This is a genomic window from Vibrio sp. 1-2 (7-a) (genome assembly GCF_013048515.1).
Classification (GTDB): domain Bacteria; phylum Pseudomonadota; class Gammaproteobacteria; order Enterobacterales; family Vibrionaceae; genus Vibrio; species Vibrio diabolicus.
Genome location: NZ_VHSQ01000001.1, coordinates 1221936 through 1237554, shown reverse-complemented (window position 1 = coordinate 1237554; position 15619 = coordinate 1221936). Strand labels below are relative to the sequence as shown.

Annotated in this window: 16 protein-coding genes and 1 pseudogene; 7 read left to right on the top strand and 10 right to left on the bottom strand. The window is 43.7% G+C overall.

Going from position 1 to position 15619, the window contains the following annotated elements:
• Positions 1-172 precede the first annotated feature (172 nt).
• The 3 genes from FKN08_RS05495 to FKN08_RS05485 all read right to left on the bottom strand — a co-directional run bounded on the left by FKN08_RS05495 (position 173) and on the right by FKN08_RS05485 (position 3294).
• On the bottom strand, positions 173-946 hold the full coding sequence (locus FKN08_RS05495; protein ID WP_170891496.1) for a hypothetical protein: 774 nt from the start codon (positions 944-946) through the stop codon (positions 173-175).
• A gap of 14 nt (positions 947-960) precedes the next feature.
• A complete protein-coding gene (locus FKN08_RS05490; protein ID WP_170891495.1) occupies positions 961-1803 on the bottom strand; it encodes a hypothetical protein in 843 nt (280 codons plus the stop codon).
• A gap of 141 nt (positions 1804-1944) precedes the next feature.
• Positions 1945-3294: an integrase arm-type DNA-binding domain-containing protein gene (locus FKN08_RS05485; protein WP_170891494.1), complete on the bottom strand. Its 1350-nt coding sequence runs from the start codon at positions 3292-3294 to the stop codon at positions 1945-1947.
• Between the two features lie 357 nt (positions 3295-3651).
• On the opposite strand from FKN08_RS05485, the gene FKN08_RS05480 reads away from it, so the two are divergent.
• The 7 genes and pseudogenes from FKN08_RS05480 to FKN08_RS05440 all read left to right on the top strand — a co-directional run.
• Positions 3652-4140, top strand: coding sequence for a GNAT family N-acetyltransferase (locus FKN08_RS05480; RefSeq protein ID WP_249373376.1), 489 nt, complete (start codon positions 3652-3654; stop codon positions 4138-4140).
• Positions 4141-4350: 210 nt separating this feature from the next.
• Entirely contained in the window at positions 4351-4683 is a 333-nt protein-coding gene (locus tag FKN08_RS05475) for a type II toxin-antitoxin system RelE/ParE family toxin (protein ID WP_170891493.1), read from the top strand.
• Complete coding sequence (locus tag FKN08_RS05470) at positions 4670-4984, top strand: DNA-binding transcriptional regulator (protein ID WP_089202944.1); 315 nt, start codon at positions 4670-4672, stop codon at positions 4982-4984. The genes FKN08_RS05475 and FKN08_RS05470 overlap by 14 nt, the downstream gene beginning before the upstream one ends.
• Positions 4985-5668: 684 nt before the next feature.
• The gene (locus FKN08_RS05460; RefSeq protein WP_145531939.1) at positions 5669-6085 is read left to right on the top strand and encodes a hypothetical protein; all 417 of its coding nucleotides are present in this window, start codon (positions 5669-5671) and stop codon (positions 6083-6085) included.
• A 146-nt stretch (positions 6086-6231) separates the two neighbouring features.
• The gene (locus FKN08_RS05450; protein WP_170891492.1) at positions 6232-6642 is read left to right on the top strand and encodes a cytidine deaminase; all 411 of its coding nucleotides are present in this window, start codon (positions 6232-6234) and stop codon (positions 6640-6642) included.
• 147 nt (positions 6643-6789) lie between these two features.
• Positions 6790-7104, top strand: a complete 315-nt coding sequence (locus FKN08_RS05445; protein ID WP_282136928.1) for a TIR domain-containing protein — start codon at positions 6790-6792, stop codon at positions 7102-7104.
• Between the two features lie 52 nt (positions 7105-7156).
• A pseudogene (locus tag FKN08_RS05440) lies at positions 7157-8109 on the top strand (BamA/TamA family outer membrane protein); the annotation flags it as partial.
• Positions 8110-8139: 30 nt separating this feature from the next.
• On the opposite strand, the gene FKN08_RS05435 reads toward FKN08_RS05440, so the two are convergent.
• The 7 genes from FKN08_RS05435 to FKN08_RS05405 all read right to left on the bottom strand — a co-directional run bounded on the left by FKN08_RS05435 (position 8140) and on the right by FKN08_RS05405 (position 15540).
• Positions 8140-9132, bottom strand: a complete 993-nt coding sequence (locus FKN08_RS05435) for a DUF2955 domain-containing protein (protein ID WP_170891491.1) — start codon at positions 9130-9132, stop codon at positions 8140-8142.
• Entirely contained in the window at positions 9122-10186 is a 1065-nt protein-coding gene (locus FKN08_RS05430; RefSeq protein ID WP_046875202.1) for an HlyD family secretion protein, read from the bottom strand. Before FKN08_RS05430 ends, FKN08_RS05435 begins: the two co-directional genes overlap by 11 nt.
• A gap of 259 nt (positions 10187-10445) precedes the next feature.
• Entirely contained in the window at positions 10446-11597 is a 1152-nt protein-coding gene (locus tag FKN08_RS05425; protein ID WP_170891490.1) for an ABC transporter permease, read from the bottom strand.
• Complete coding sequence (locus tag FKN08_RS05420; RefSeq protein WP_170891489.1) at positions 11594-12760, bottom strand: ABC transporter permease; 1167 nt, start codon at positions 12758-12760, stop codon at positions 11594-11596. The genes FKN08_RS05425 and FKN08_RS05420 overlap by 4 nt, the downstream gene beginning before the upstream one ends.
• Positions 12761-12782: 22 nt before the next feature.
• Entirely contained in the window at positions 12783-13763 is a 981-nt protein-coding gene (locus FKN08_RS05415; RefSeq protein WP_170891488.1) for an efflux RND transporter periplasmic adaptor subunit, read from the bottom strand.
• 3 nt (positions 13764-13766) lie between these two features.
• Entirely contained in the window at positions 13767-15182 is a 1416-nt protein-coding gene (locus tag FKN08_RS05410) for a TolC family protein (RefSeq protein ID WP_046874906.1), read from the bottom strand.
• Between the two features lie 130 nt (positions 15183-15312).
• Complete coding sequence (locus tag FKN08_RS05405) at positions 15313-15540, bottom strand: hypothetical protein (protein ID WP_170891487.1); 228 nt, start codon at positions 15538-15540, stop codon at positions 15313-15315.
• Positions 15541-15619: the final 79 nt, after the last annotated feature.

Below are 15619 nucleotides of genomic sequence, written 5' to 3'. Positions count from 1 at the left end.
AACACACCACCGACATGATGGTGTTACTAAAGAGTATGATTGTGGTGCTTATTCGTTTCTGCCGCGGGGCGGCTTCGTTCAACTCACAAATGTCCAAAAGAGAGTAAAACAGCTTTCTTAAAAGAAAGCTGTATCTCTAGTTCTAATGCCATGTTTGGGATGTTCAAGGTGTCTAAGTTGGTATTCTGGTGTTACGCGTGTTTCTCTCAATCAGGGTTTTAAAATCAAGAATCTTCTTCTGATTTCTGAGCTTAGTCATGGCTTGAGCGTCATCGACTACACAAATCCCTGCTGCCGTGTTTTGACAAAATTTCGAAGCGAGGCAACGCACCTCTATGACGGCAGCTTTATCTCGGCGATGCGCTTGTAAAGTCAGGAGCGATTTCGATTCGTCATACTCAATGAATTCGTAGTCTCGAAACAGTAAAGCAAAACTCACCGCCGCTGCTTCGGCGTCTGTAGCGGGAACGGTGGCGTAATGGCTTCGGGTGATAGGAACGGAGTGAATTGAGTAATCATCATTGAGTAACACCGATAAGTTTGGATGCATGTCAGCAATATGGCCTTGAATGTAGTCTCTGCGTATATCTTGATAAAATTTCTGGTATTGGAAGTACGAGAGCGTAATGCCGTGGCTAATATCCCAATTGTTATCTCGTAGTAAATCGCTAAAACAATAATCATCAACCTTCAGCAGTTGCTTGAAGTTGTCAAAACCACCCAACGTCCGTTGGATTTGTTTTTGGCTCACACCACGCTCGAGCAGGTCGGTTTCATTGAGATAAGGTTCACTGCGCAGAATCGTGGTGACCAGTTCAATTAGACCGATGTCCACGGCACTGATACCTTGCATCAGAAGCGGCGCAAAGTAGTCTGAATGGGAGTAAGCTAGGCCTTCATCGAGTGCAGAAATGACGCTGAGGCGTATAGGGTTAGTCATCATCATGGTTAAACTCCTAATTAAGAGAAAAGAGGACTTGTCAGTCTTGGAGTAGTGTCATAGCCTCGATAGGTCAGCCAGCGGAAGTAAAAACGAATGGCGTCAATACGCTGTTTTTGCTCTTTGTGGCATACGTTAGATTGTCGGAGTGACTCACGATATTGGCGAATGTCTCGCGTCTGTATGTATAGCCTTTCATTGCTGCTGGAGTGGTTGTCGTCAACGAAGCGTAAAAACTGATGAAGGTAATCTGCAATCTGATTGAGTCTGAATCGAGGTATTCCTGAATGCTCGCGCTCTTCCATCAATTCACTTAACCAATTGAGGTATGGAAAACGAATGTCCTCTTCTGCGTTGCACAAATCTAAAGAGGGCAAGGTTGGGAAATCGTCTGTTGACGGTTTGTGTTTGTAAGCACGAACCACAGGAAAATGTTTAGCCATTAAATGGATTTGCACTAATAATTGCTGACTCAATGACAAAGAGTCGGGAAGGTCATGGGGGTTGTTTTTGAAAAAGCACTTAGCTTGTAAGCGCACTGCTTTCGCTCTGCTTATTGCATGTTGTAGTTCATCTGTTTTTAGTGCCACAAAATAATGAGACCCAGTGTGGCCTGAGATTCTTAATGATAATGGCGGTGTGATTTTGACTTGATAAATGCCATGCTGATTGGTGGAGATATGATGGGCGCTAAGCTGACGGTGTTGCTTTATTCCGATGTTTTCAGTTTGATGAGTGACGGTTGGGCGGCCTTTTCGACGTAGACGGCGCAGTGCTTGCATTTCACCAAAGCGTGGGTGTTCGCTGATGGGTTTTACCTCAAATTGGCTTAAGTGAGTTTGATGTAAGTTCGAATTTGGCATAGGCGTGATTCCTTCTTGGCTGAATTTAGGGTGCAAAAATCCGCACCCTTAAATCGTTAAGGCTGTAAAAATTGAGGGTTTTAGTTGAGTGTTAAGCTGCAAGTAGGGAAATGATTAGCTTAACGTTAAGTGACAAATGAATTATGCGATGAGCTTGTTTGGTTGACCATATTGCCCAGCAATTGAATAGTGCTTGCCCGTTGATTTAACAATGTACTCGCTCCAGCATTTGTGGATCTCATACCGTTCTTCGAGGTATTTTGCGCTATTGTACGAGGCACGAGTGGTATTGCTGTCCAGGTGAGCTAAGCACATCTCAATCGCATCCACTTTGAAATCCGTATTCTCATTCAGATAGGTACTCGCTATTCCTCTAAATCCATGACTCACTAATCGGCCTTTGAGTGTAGTCAGATTGAGTGATGAATTGACCGCATAAGGACTGATGTGCGGATATTTGGTATTGGGTTTGTCTGATGGGAACACATGCACCTCATCACCAGATATCGGCTTCATTAATTCTAAAATGCCAAGGGTGTACTCGTTTAACGGAACAAGGTGCTCACGTACACATTTAGTATAGAAATTGGGTACTATCCAAAGCTTGTTCTCAAAATCAATGTCACACCAGCGCATAGATGCTAGTTCAAATGCACGTGTCATGGTGTGGAGTTGCATTTCAAAAGCGCATCGCGTCACGAGTTTCATGTTGTGGTTCGACATGATGCGCATGACGTCTTCTAGTTCATCTGGCGCAACAGACGGCATGTGAACCACCTTCGATTTCTCAAACTCGTCCTTTATGTCTGCTAAGCAATTGCTTGCAATGTAACGTCGATTGACAGCAAAACGCATCACTTGGTTGGCTAACGAACAAGCTCGTTTAACATTTTCAAGTTGCCCTTTGGCTTGAAGAGGGCTTATAACCTCGATCACCCCAGTTGTTGTAATGAAGCTGAGAGGCAAGTTACCTAGTCTAGGATACAAGTGTCGCTTGAAAAATAGCCGCTTACGATGAGAGGTTCTTACGTGTTCTTTTATGCGTTTTATCTCTTCTTCCCCAAAGTTTGTACCGTTTTTTTTGGCCTCTTTGCGAGCCTCTTCAAGAAGCACGTTACGCCTAGTTGTCTCTTTAGCTTCGTCTCGTTCAAGCATACGCTCTGCTACCACTTTAAACGTCAATCCGTTTTCGAGATCACGGTCCAGCTTTTGCTTTTCTCGATATACTTTAGGGTCGATGTTATTGGCCATTTGTATACGAAGCTCTTGGGCTGTTTTACGCACTTCTGCAAGTGTTACGTTTGGGTAAGATCCCAGCCCCATTTTTTTTCGCTTTTTCGTGATAAGGTCAGTGTAAATAAATTGCCAATTTTTTGAGCCGTTTTTTCGGACTCGAAGATAAAGATTGCCACCATCGGAAAGCGAGTATTCTTTATCACTTGATGCTGCATTTTTTACTTGTGTATTACTTAATCTATTGATACCAGCCATGCTGTTATCCTCCATTTATTTGAGTGTTCCCCTTCAAGTTAACAACGGTTTTAGGGGGACGCAAGGGGGGGGCGGAGCTGTGAGATGTAGTGAGATGATGTGATGTTGAAAGAGATTTAAATTATTTTAAATCAATGATTTATAGTTAAATTTGGCGCTTGGTGAGATGGTGTGAAACGTAATTGGTAATTCTTAAGAGTGATTCCCAACGCTTGGCATTTTTTATGTCATCGTTGGGTTTCGTGTTTAAGGCGTACAGGTTTCGTCTGGTGGTAGCGTTGCTCACACCTTAATGCGGCGTTATGATTTTTATCGAAATAGGCAGGTTCTATGACAATATCGTTTGAAACTTAGAGGCTGAGAGTAACTGAAGTCTCAGGTGACCTTTCGTTAACTGAGCGCTCAATTCTGGTCGAACAGATCCCTAATATTCTAACGCCACTAGTTGTTGAAAACTTGCCTCCATATTTTCATGGTATTACTTCCGGTGAATTGGCTAGAGCTTGGCTTGAACGAATGTTGTCGGAGAGTCGGCTGCTTCAAGTAAAATCGGAGGAGCAAGAGTTAATCGGTTTTCTCTTCGCCTATGTAGAGAGCGAAAGTGAAGCGCATATAGGTTACTTACTCAGTGAAGAATATTGGGGTAAAGGGTTGGCGAGTGAGCTACTGAAAAGTTTTATCGAAGAAATAGTTGAAACTGAGTCGTGGCTAAAGCTTGTTGGTGGCGTTGAAAAATCTAACGTTGCTTCAGCTAACTTGCTCAAAAAGTTAGGCTTTATAGAACAACCAGCGAATGAAAGTGGCGTGTCTTTTTACGAATATACGATTCCCCAACCACAATCATAACAAAGCGTTTAAGACGGATTCCCAACGCTTGGCATTTTCGGTTTGATTCAGCTTTAGTGTTTACGGCACAATGGCTTAGGTTTGGTGGTCTGCGTTGCTCACCACTTAACGCGGCGTTATAGCTCTGGTCAGCTTCTCACTCCCAAATTAAATTGCTACGTTATTCACGTATAGTTTGCTTTCCATACGTTATTTGCGTACACTTTGCTTATGAAAAGTGTATTTGTTGAATCAACCATATTTGAAAAGTACCGAAATGAATACCTCAGTGACGAGGAGTTTCGACTGTTCCAAGCTGAACTTATGTCGAACCCGAAGCAAGGTGACGTAATTCAAGGTACAGGTGGTTTGCGTAAGATTCGAGTTGCAAGCAAAGGTAAGGGCAAGCCTGGTGGTTCACGTGTTATCTATTACTTCCTCGATGAAAAGCGTCGTTTCTATTTGCTGACCATTTACGGCAAAAATGAAATGTCAGACTTAACCGCAGATCAAAAGAAACAGTTAAAGGCTTTTATGGAGGCGTGGCGCAATGAGCAATCGTGACCTATTTGCAGAACTAAGTTCAGCACTTGTTGAAGCTAAGGAGCATTCAGAGGGTAAAGTAACTCTGAAAACGCACCAAATTAATGACATCAGCGAGTTAAACATCTCGCCTGATGAAATTGTTAGTATTCGTGAGCAATTTAATATGTCTCGTGGTGTATTTGCACGTTTGCTACATACATCATCACGTACATTAGAAAACTGGGAGCAGGGGCGTAGCGCACCAAATGGGCAAGCTGTTACTCTTCTAAAGTTGGTACAGCGTCACCCAGAAACTCTGTCGCACATCGCAGAGCTATAACAAACAATTTAAGAGTGATTCAGCACGCTTGGCATTTTTGGTTTGGGTTCAGTTCAGTGTTTATGGCGTCCAAATTAAGTGTTGTGGTCGCGTGGCTCACACCTTAATTGGGCGTTAGCACTGGGTTGGCTTCAAAGGTTAAACGTTTCTGTGTTTATTGGTTTGTTTTCCTAGCTTTACACCTGATCAAATGTACCTTTCATGTTCGCTCCGGTGGCACTATATGCGAAGTTTTCGCTTTGACTTCATCGTTTACGGTTTCTAACTTTCGGGCTATTTCTCTGGCGTGGTTTCTTTGGCGCCGAGAGGTTTTCGGCAAAACAAGTATTTCTTTGTCGCTATTGTTCAAGTTCCAAGCCCGTATTCTTTGCTAATTTGAAAGCGGTGAAAAAGGGCAGTTAAGCATGTTTTTCTTCTAGCCAACTTACGTCTTGAAGTTTGTTTTTAGTTTGGCAGCTGTCCGTTTGGTTTTGGTGTTTTATGCCATAAATTTAGTGCCATGTTTTAATGCTTTGGTGTGTTTCAAAGGCTTTAAGAGCAGCGTGCTAACAAACAATTCAAGAGGGATTCGTAACGCGTGGCATTTTTACTATGCGTTAATTTTAGTGATTAAGGCGGTTTGCGGCGGCATTGGTGTTGCGTTACTCACCCCTTAATTGGGCGTTATGCTCTCAGGAGGGAGTTGTGTATCTCAGGGAAAAAGATAAAGCTTTGAATAAAGGTGCAATTTTAATCGGCACTATAGGTATTATCGTTATTTCTATTGCATCAGGAAGCTTATTTGTAGCGCTAGGTTTGAGCTCGATAGTCGCAATTAGCTTATTGTTACAGCAAAAGTTTCCGGATAAAAATGGTCTTTACAGCATCGAGGTTCTAGGTGGGCGTATTAGTCTTAAACTGGGAAATAGCGCACTTTGGCATTTGAGTGTATGTGATGTTGAGTCCTATGATACGACTTACTCAAGGGACGGTGCAGTGATCAAAGAAATTACTTTAAAAACGGTGAACGATAGTTATGTCTTACCAAAACTAGATCGCTTTGAAACTACCGCAGTTTTGGATCTTGTAAGTCTTTTACAAACCCCAAAAGAACGAGCATAACAAATTGTTCAAGAGTGATTCGGCACGCGTGGCATTTTTACTATGCGTTAGTTTTAGTGGTTAAGGTGGTATGCAGAGACTAGGTATTGCGTGCCTCACACCTTAACAAGGCGTTATAGCGCACTCGAAAATTCGGAATTGGTGGAATGGAAAGAATAGAAAAAGATCTGTATGACGCAGCAGTGCAATTAATAGAGACTCGATATCCGACGGGTTGGGGCGGGGCGGCGGCAGTGAGAACCCAATCAGGAAAAATTCTAACTAGTGTTGCCCCAGATGTGAAAAATGATGCGTTATCACTTTGTATGGAAGTTGGGGCTTATTTGGAAGCTCACAAATTAGACGAAGCTGTAACCCATTCGTTGTGTATATGCCGTGAAGATGAAAATGGAGACTTTTTGGTTCTATCCCCGTGCGGTATTTGCCAAGAACGTTTGGTTCATTGGGGTGGCGATGTCAAAGCAGCAATCTCAAACGAAAACAATAAGCTGGTATTTAAAACCATCCGTGAATTAATGCCTTACCATTGGTCGTTGGTAAATGGAAATGCGCTATAACAAAGCATTTAAGAGGGATTCACAACGCTCGGAAGTTTTGGTTTGAATTAGCTTTAGTGTTTACGGCACAGTGGTTTAGGTTAGGTGGTGGCGTTGTTCACCCCTTAATGCGGCGTTAGCACAAAAATAATATAGACGGAGTTACATGTGAGAAAACCAAGGTTATTCATAGCTTCCTCGGCAGAAAGCTTACCCATCGCTGAGGCTGTTAATGTAAATTTAGATCACGATTTTGAAGTGACTATATGGAAAAACGGCACATTTAAGCTTTCTTCGTCAACCATTGATGATTTGGTTGAGAAATCGTCAACTGTAGATTTTGCACTATTTATATTCGCTCCTGATGATATTACTTCAATCCGAAGTCGTAATAACGTTATTTTGTATTGGTTTATTTCACCTAGTTATTGGAGTGAAGTTCACCAGCAATACCATCTCTATTCCGTGGTTGCCAGAAGTTGAATTATCACATATAGATAGGCTTATTTTCCTTTATTGGTTACTTGTAGTTTACGCATGTTTGTTTTTGCATGAAACGCAAGAAGAGAAACACAAAAGAAAACAAGTGGCGTTAGCAGCAATAGATGGAGGATCACAGCTCGTACCGAGTGCAATGACCGTCGCAGGCGCATTAGGTACTGAGAATGGTACTTGGTTTGCGTTTGGTGGACACCGACGCTCTTGGCTTAATGACTCTATTCGCTATGTAGGTGGTGGTGGCTAACTTAGATCTGTATAAAAAGCTCTCCTTTGGCCCGATTGATAAGGAAATCAAATTTGGAACCAAAACATCGGTCGCAGTGCTGGCTCAAAAAGTGCAATTCCGTATTGCCGATACGCCATTAATGCTTGGTGTAAAACAAATGTTGGCGAAGTCTAAAGTGGAATCGGATAGCAAGCTGATAGATAAGGTCATGCAACTTACCCTTGGAAGTGAAGCTGTAACGTCTGGGTTAGGTGTGCTCGCTGAATACGATACTCGCGATAACCTCTTTTACCCTAGCAAAGGGTATAAAGTGGCTGCTGACTATATGATTTACGATGAGGCATTAGGCAGTGATTATAATTATCGTACTTTCAACCTTGAGGCAGAAGTCTACATTCCGATTGTGGAAAAATTGACATTAGGTTTTTGCTGGCAATGATCAACATTTCGAACAGAAAGGTTCTATGGTGTCACCGACTGCAAAGCCGTACGTTGCACTGCGGGGTGTTTCTTCATACCGTTACCAAGGTGATGAAATCGAAGCCTTGCAAGCTCAACTTATTTACAGCATCAACCATCGTTGGAAAGTGAGTGGGTTTATGGCGTGGGTCAAGCCATTCAACGTAGTCAGTCGAGTTGATACTGGTAGTGTACGTTTTCGTTATCAAATTGCTCGTCGATATGGTCTACACATAGGCATGGACTATGCGTTGAGTGACGAAGAAAGTGCTATCTACTTTAATGTAGGCAGCGGCTTTTAACCCGGCTTCTCATTTGAAAAAAGACTGCAGTTATTTCACCTCTTGCTCTGATCTAAATAAATTGAGAACCAGTACCCCTAGAACTATAGCGATAGAAATAGAGACGAATCGAGTCATTTGAGCAGAAAATGATTCGATGCCCGTATTGTTAATAATCTGGTAAGTCAGCACAGTGAAGTTAGTAAAAAGCAATTGATAGATGGTTAAGTGTGTCTGTCGACGTATTGCAAAACACGCTAGTTGCAGGCCACAAAAGATGGTAACGCCAAGTACAACGTAAGTAGGTGCACCTGTGGCTACTGCAATCATGCATGGAATAGTAAACAAGATCCCTAGGCTTGTAGTGATAATTCGATACCGCCCAAAGGAATGACTGTCTTGATTAACTGGGTGCTTAATCATGCTGCCAAATGTTATTGCGATCAATAGCGTTTGAGAGCTTCCAGATGATATTAGCGCGTACAAAACAACACACAATGCGGTTGCTTTAAAGACGATAAGCCCGATATGTTCGTTTGCACCATCAAGAGTGGTTTGGTCTGGTTGTATATCTTTTTCGTCCCCAGGGAATAGCCAAAAGCTAATATATGTGGCAACCAACGCAACAATGAAACTAGTAAATAAGACCCATGGCAACCCCTCAAGCGACAACCCCATTTGTTGGCTTGTGACCACGATAATCAATACAACAATCAAAGTGAGTGTCGAAACGATGTCTTTGGGATCGCGATGACTTCGGTAATAACTCCAACAGAGAAGTGACCAAGTAAACAGTAAGAAGCCACTAGGAGAGCTCATGAGCGCTCCTGCTAAAGTTACGATGCCAAAGCTGAGAAGTGAGAGTATTACCAGCAATTTCAACATCATGTTGAACGGGGGCTTAGATGGCATCAGAGTTAGAAAAATCACAACGAATATTGGCGCGATAAAGGGAGTAGGCGCACCTGAATACTGTAAGTAAAACAGTAAAAGAATCGGAGTGAAAACCAATCTAATGATTGGATTTGCTGAACTATGAAACATAAGTCCAGATACTCAACACTCTCATCCAGAAAGAGGCCAGCCACTCTCCAAAGGTGCTTTGCTCAGTTAAAAAAGCGACCGTTGCTTTCGAACCATAACGTACGTTTTCGGGAATATCTCCGCCTTCAAAAACAATATTTACAGGATAGCGCTGTGCATTTAAGGAATTATTGTCTGCAACCAAAAAGCCAGTTGTCGGATCGACGTCGTTACTGCCACCAGTACCCCAACCAATGCTTTCTACTCGCCCTTCAAACACTCTGCCAGGTAAAGCATCCAACACAATCTTTGTTTTTTGTCCCGCACGAACATGCTCGAGTGAGTTTTCGCGAACAAGCGCTGATACCCACACGCCTCTCGGATCAATGAAAGTGACAAGAGGTGATCCAGTTGTCGCTTTTTGCCCAACAGTGAGTTGTAAGTTAGAAACGATCCCCTTTGATGGAGCAATCACTTTCGTCCGTTGTAAGTCGAGTTGCGCTTTTTCAAGATTTGCTATAGCTGCGAGAATCTGGGGATTATCTTGCCCTTCGGGGCCAAGATTATGCTTGGCTTGAGCTAAGGACGCTTCTGCTGCCTCTAATGTGGCTTGAGCTCGTGCTTTGGCTTCGATGGCGTTGTCTAGCTCAGATTTACTCAATACCCCTTTTGCGGCGAGCTCGGTTACGCGAGCTGCTTGTTCTCTTGCGTTGTCACGAGCTGCGAGTGATTCAATGACCTTAGCTTGTGCCACTTCAACAGCCGCGGTGTTGGCTCCAATGTTTTGGCCAGCAATGGCTAAGTTTGCTTCGGCTGAACGCAGATTAATTTGATAATCTCTTGGATCAATTTCGAAAAGCACATCACCAGCATTGACGACTTGATTATTACGAACATGGATTTCAGTTAGGTTCCCCGAAACCTCTGGAGTAATACGGACAAGATAAGAATGAATCCGAGCGGTGCCAGTGATTGGTGTTACTCGATCAGCCCACAAGCTATATAGCCAAACCACAAAAACGAGGCCAATAATAATAAAGCTTAACTTTCTGGAAGATGATTCCGCTTTAGACATCCAATTCTCTCTGGTTACAATACGTTAGGTAAGCAATGTTACAACATGTGACATAAACAATGCTTCCAAAAAATCAACTATTTGTCGATAAGGTCATGGGATCGTTCCGAAGGTGCCATTTAGAGAGGCTGAAGCATGCTAAACGAACTTTCCAATCACGTTGGCTAACGTCGCCAATAAAAAAGGGGCGATACTTCGCCCCTCAGATCGTCCATCAGGTTTTTGATTTGTGATTATATCTTTGAGCTGTAGAGAGAAATCAACTTAGACTTTCTGTTACAACTGGCTTGTTATTGCGCTTAGCAATCCAGTACGCAACGCTACTCCAAAGCACGGTGAGTGCCCAAAGTGCCGTCCAATGTTGTGCGACTTGTTGCCAGGTTGCCCCCATTTGGTTTAGCGCTAAGAAAGCTTTGATCGCCCAAGTACTTGGGCTTAAATCAGCAATCCATAGTAGGGGAGCAGGAATAGCTTCAACTGGCCAAATAAAACCAGCCAAGAAAATGAGCGGCATAGAGCTCACGAGGACGACTAAGGTGACCAGTTCACGCCTAGGTAGTAAGTAACCCAGCCAGAAGCCTAGTCCGCAACAACCTAAAAAGAACGGGAACAACATGGCCAGTAGTTCGCCCGCGTTGGCGATATGGTTTACGCTTAAACGTTCGAAGCTAAAACCAAAATAATAGGCGCCGAGTAAATAATAAATTGCCACAAATACTAACGTTCTCACAAGCAGCAGCGATCCCGTTGATACTTGAGACCAGTAGCCACGACCATGACGCTGTGTTCCCGTTTGTAATCCAACCGCCATGATCAACGTTTGTTGTAAAATCAGAACAAATACTGCTGGCACTACGTATTCGATGTAACCCATGGTTGGGTTGAACGTCGGTTTCATATTAAGCTTGATAGCAGAGTAATTATGGCTAGCCATACTCATGGGCACACCATCTATCACCATTTTACTGACTTTCACTTGGGCCCCTAATGTGCCTCCCGCTTGGGCCAATCCCTCTACCACGATTCCGTACACGAGAAAATACGAGGCGTCCGCAGCGTAGGCTAGAGTCGGGCTTTTACCTAGCATTAGGTCTTTGTAAAAGTGTTCTGGTATGACTAAAAAACCGGTGATCTCTCGTTGTAAAAATGCTTGTTTTGCATCGGCAATCGTATGAAGTCGAGTAACTACGTTGACTTGTGGAGTGGCATCAACCATACGTTCCAGCTTTAAACTCGTCTGACTACCATCTAAATTAACAATCGCGATTGGTTGTTCACGAGGCGTTTGTTGTGCATAAGGCAAAGGGTATAAAAACGAGTAAAATACGACACCACCAAACACGGTCAACGTAACGACTGGATTGGTTAGAACGGCCTTAAGTTCCGCTTTAATCAGTTGCCACAATGTCATACCGCCTCCTTCGCTTGGCGTGTTGATGAAGCTGTTCGATGTTTACCCATCAAGGCTGCGGTAATGAGCAGAGGCACAACGTAACCAATCATAGGCCATAGCGAGCTTAAAGATTGTGCGGCCGATGCTCCATAGCTTGCTTGACTCACTTGTACTTCAATGTAATGGGTAATCGGCAATAATGAACGCCATGCATAAGCGAGCGTGTTCATGTCAGAAACTGGGAATGTAATTCCCATGAACGCGAAACTTGGAGCCGTAAACGCGCCAGCAAAACTCATCGCACGTGCGGGATCCATCGACAAGAAGAAGAACAACGCTCCCATAATGATACAGGCGATAACCGTCGCCAATTGTGCTAGTAGCATAACCACAAAACTGCCTTCCATTGGCCAATCAAGCACGGAATAAAACCAGTACAAGAACAACGCACCTTGCGCCATAAAGACCGGAATGTACTGACTTAATAGGGTAGTGAGCCTGGCGTATGGCTTTTCGCCCAAAAATGCAAAGCCATTCTTTCCACCATAAATGCGAAAGTGCGCGGCAAGAATCAAAATAGTGCTTACTACAATACATATTTGCCAAATGGCTGGCACGATAGCCGTTACCAAAAATTGTGCGTAGTTATTGTTACGGTTAAATAATGCGGTTATTTGTGTCGACACGGGTACAGCCTGTCCAGCCGCTGCTAACGTTGTGGTGTTACCCTTAGCCAAGTTGCTCATTACTTCAACCTGAGCATCGAAATAGCCTTGTGCTTGCGCAACGGCAGAGTTGATCAATTTCGCTACCAAAATGTACTGACTGTTGTAAAAGACAGAGAGTTGAGGTTGGCGGTGCTGGAGAATATCTTGATCGAACTTAGATGGGATGACCGCGTAAGCGTAGATATCGCCTTCAATCATCGCATTTTTTGCTTCGCTTGCACTGGTGTAGTGATAATTAACAACCAGACTCGACGACGCATCCAAAGATTGAATGAGCTTTCGAGAAAGTTGGGAATGTTGTAGATCAACCACACCGATTGGCAGATCCCGGGCAATGCCCGCAGAGAACACTCCCCAAATCATCATTGCGAGCAAAATCGGTATCCAAGTAAGGCACGAAAGCAACCACTTATCTCGTCGTAAGATATGCCGCTGTGAAATCTTAATCGTCATAGCATTAACCTAGTGGTTGTGATTAAAGTTCAACGACAACACTCATTCCCATACGCAGTTCAGGTTCGGGTTGAGCTGGACGAGCTTCTACTTCAAAGGTACGAAGATCAAAACCTTGAGAAGCATCGGTTGCTCTCCACGTTGCAAAGTCACCCATAACCGCAACATGCGTTACTTTGAACTCAACATTTTTATTTAAGGCAGGCAAATAGGCATCAAAGGTTGCTCCTTTTTTAAAGTGTTGAAGGTAATCTTCACGCACATTAAGTGTCGCCCAGGCATCTTCTGTATCTATCACAGTAACAACCGGGAAGCCCTGAGGTGCTAATTCACCACTTTGAAGTAGAACTTGAGAGACTTCGCCGTCAAACCAGCTGTAGATCTGAGTATCTTTCGCATACGCTTCTACTTCGGCTACGGCACCTGATGCCATGCGCGCTTTTTCCGCCGCAGCCACTTTGGTTTCACTTCTGGCGCCTTCTTTTGCCATTTCATACATTTGAAACGCGGCACTTTCTGTGTATTTCGCTGCTTGCCATTGCGTTAAAGCTTCATCGCGCTTTTGTTCTGCAACCACGCCATCGTTATAAAGGTTATTCACACGATTGTAGGTTTTTTCCATTAAATTCGCGGCGGCTCTAGCTTTCATCCACTGATCTTTTGCTGCTTGGATTTGTTGCTCACGTGCGCCTTTCTCAGCTTCTTGAGCTAAGGCGTCCGCCGCTTTTTCACCTGCTTTTGCTTGTTCTAACTTCGCTTCAATTTCAGGACTATGAAGGGTAAAAATAAGCTGGCCTTTCTCTACATCGTTGCCTTTACGGACCATGACCTCATCAATACGCCCTGGAACTTTTGAGGAAATGCTGTATTGCTGGGCTTCAATCAATCCCTGTAAGCGGATCGGTTCTGGCTGATAGGCTTGGTAAAATTGATAGCCAACCCAAGAGGCAACACCCAGAGCACAAAGTGAGAGTAAAACGGGTTTTAGTGATTTAGCTGCCATGATTTATTTCACCTCTTTGGATGTTGAAGCAGGGATATAAGCGGTATTTTGATATTGTTCGAAGCTGTTCATTTCACTGCTCAATGCGAGTAGCTTGGTTAAAGATATTAAATAGCGGAAACGCGCCGCTGAACGTTGTGTTTCTATACTAGCGACATAAAGCTGTGCATCCACAACATCCAGAGAAGACGACAGACCCTGAGTAAATGCTTTTTCACGCAAGCGCAGGTTTTCGTTAGCGAGTTCAATGCTAGATTCGAGCCCTTGTACTTCATCAATGGCTTGCTGAGCCTCCAAGTATGTCTTTTGTACTAGCAGCGATAAATCTTGTTTGGCTTGGGACTTTAATGAATCGACCTGCGAGACGACGCTTTGAGCTGCTTTGACTTTTTCGCTTCGCCCTGTTGATTCAATCAGTGGAATGCTCACACCGACACCAACTAACCAGTCAGGCTTCATTTGGCTTGCGAGAGAGTCGTCTTCATACAAGCTGTAGTCGCCGTAAAGGTAAACTTCAGGATAGTATTTCCCTTTTTCTGCTTTGATTAAGCTAGAGGCTTGTTTGTGTTTAGCGCTCAGAAGGTCTAACCCCGGATAGGTAAGCAACGTTTGATCGACAAAAGCGGTAAGAGGAGGAAGACTGTCGTTGATAAACAAAGATTCAGCGGGCTCTACGGCGTCATCTTGTGCAAGTAATTTACCTAATGCTGCTTGAGCGATACTCAAATCGCTGGCGGCTTTACGTGTTTCTACAGATGCTTTATCTAGAGAAGCCTCGGCTTGCAGGCGCTCAACGTGTGCGATTTGTCCTTGCTCTTCAAGCTTAATGGCAAAATCTCTATGCTTTTTTAGTCCAGCTTCAACCGCTTGCCGCGTTGCGAGTACTTCCTTTGCCAGCACGACAGAAAAGTAGTACTTCGACAAATCTTCAAAGCGCGCTTGTTGTTCCATTAGAAGCTGGCTTTTAGCCTCATCTGTTTTGCCTTCTGCTGCTGATTGAGCAGCAGAAATACGACCACCAGTAAAAATTGGCCAAATGGCACGAATAGACGAAGAGAAAATATCGCGTTCGGTTATGGTCGAAGTGGTATTAGCTAAGGCACCAAAAATAGGTTGAAAAGCAGGAGGTACGTTAATGTGTGTTCCTGTGCTGTCTAGGATCTGTTTTCCCGACAGCGTGATATCGGTATCTAAACGCGTGTAATTCGCGCCAATGGTAACCTGAGGTAAGTTGAGATTGCTGGTGGCACTCTCTTGGTATTGGTAATTCTCGACGTTTGAGCGTTGAGCTTTAAGAGAATAGTTGTTTTCTAGCAATAGCTGCCATGCGGTATCAAAAGTGATCGGTGCCGCATGACAGGCAAGGGAAATCGAGCTGCTAAGTAAGCCCAGTATCCAAAACTTTCCTGTTTTTTTCATAATGGCTGCTTTGTCGTAGAGTATAAGCTCTAATATAAAGGATTCGTAACTTGGTGTTAAGTAGGAGGGGAAATTGGGTAGTAGTATGCGCCCAGTTATGTTTGTGCTGGGCGCGGGAGATGCTACAAGTTTACTTCGTATATGGACAGTGAAACTCTGCTCTCCACTCAAGCTGACGAGAACCTCGCATCGTATTCAATAGGTCTTTTCCACTCATTTGAGGGAACGACAACAGGACCTTGAGATCAGAAGTACCGCCTCTGTTTTTTTCATAAGCCCTGACGTGTGTAAACGTTGAATACATATTCTCTGACAGCATCGCCTTATTCAGGCATATTCCAAAGGTATCGCGTTCCATGTTTGGTGTTCCTTCTAACTATAAATGCACCTCTGTTTATAGTTTTCCAGTTTTCAGATGGTGTCTAAGTGTTTGTCAT

Bases quoted from the DNA above. Each gene is read 5' to 3' on its own strand.
- FKN08_RS05475 (WP_170891493.1), top strand. From the start codon at position 4,351: ATGAAAAGTGTATTTGTTGAATCAACCATATTTGAAAAGTACCGAAAT.
- FKN08_RS05470 (WP_089202944.1), top strand. From the start codon at position 4,670: ATGAGCAATCGTGACCTATTTGCAGAACTAAGTTCAGCACTTGTTGAA.
- FKN08_RS05415 (WP_170891488.1), bottom strand. From the start codon at position 13,763: ATGGCAGCTAAATCACTAAAACCCGTTTTACTCTCACTTTGTGCTCTG.
- FKN08_RS05405 (WP_170891487.1), bottom strand. From the start codon at position 15,540: ATGGAACGCGATACCTTTGGAATATGCCTGAATAAGGCGATGCTGTCA.
- FKN08_RS05425 (WP_170891490.1), bottom strand. From the start codon at position 11,597: ATGACATTGTGGCAACTGATTAAAGCGGAACTTAAGGCCGTTCTAACC.
- FKN08_RS05435 (WP_170891491.1), bottom strand. From the start codon at position 9,132: ATGTTTCATAGTTCAGCAAATCCAATCATTAGATTGGTTTTCACTCCG.
- FKN08_RS05490 (WP_170891495.1), bottom strand. From the start codon at position 1,803: ATGCCAAATTCGAACTTACATCAAACTCACTTAAGCCAATTTGAGGTA.
- FKN08_RS05485 (WP_170891494.1), bottom strand. From the start codon at position 3,294: ATGGCTGGTATCAATAGATTAAGTAATACACAAGTAAAAAATGCAGCA.
- FKN08_RS05410 (WP_046874906.1), bottom strand. From the start codon at position 15,182: ATGAAAAAAACAGGAAAGTTTTGGATACTGGGCTTACTTAGCAGCTCG.
- FKN08_RS05450 (WP_170891492.1), top strand. From the start codon at position 6,232: ATGGAAAGAATAGAAAAAGATCTGTATGACGCAGCAGTGCAATTAATA.
- FKN08_RS05495 (WP_170891496.1), bottom strand. From the start codon at position 946: ATGATGATGACTAACCCTATACGCCTCAGCGTCATTTCTGCACTCGAT.
- FKN08_RS05430 (WP_046875202.1), bottom strand. From the start codon at position 10,186: ATGTCTAAAGCGGAATCATCTTCCAGAAAGTTAAGCTTTATTATTATT.
- FKN08_RS05420 (WP_170891489.1), bottom strand. From the start codon at position 12,760: ATGACGATTAAGATTTCACAGCGGCATATCTTACGACGAGATAAGTGG.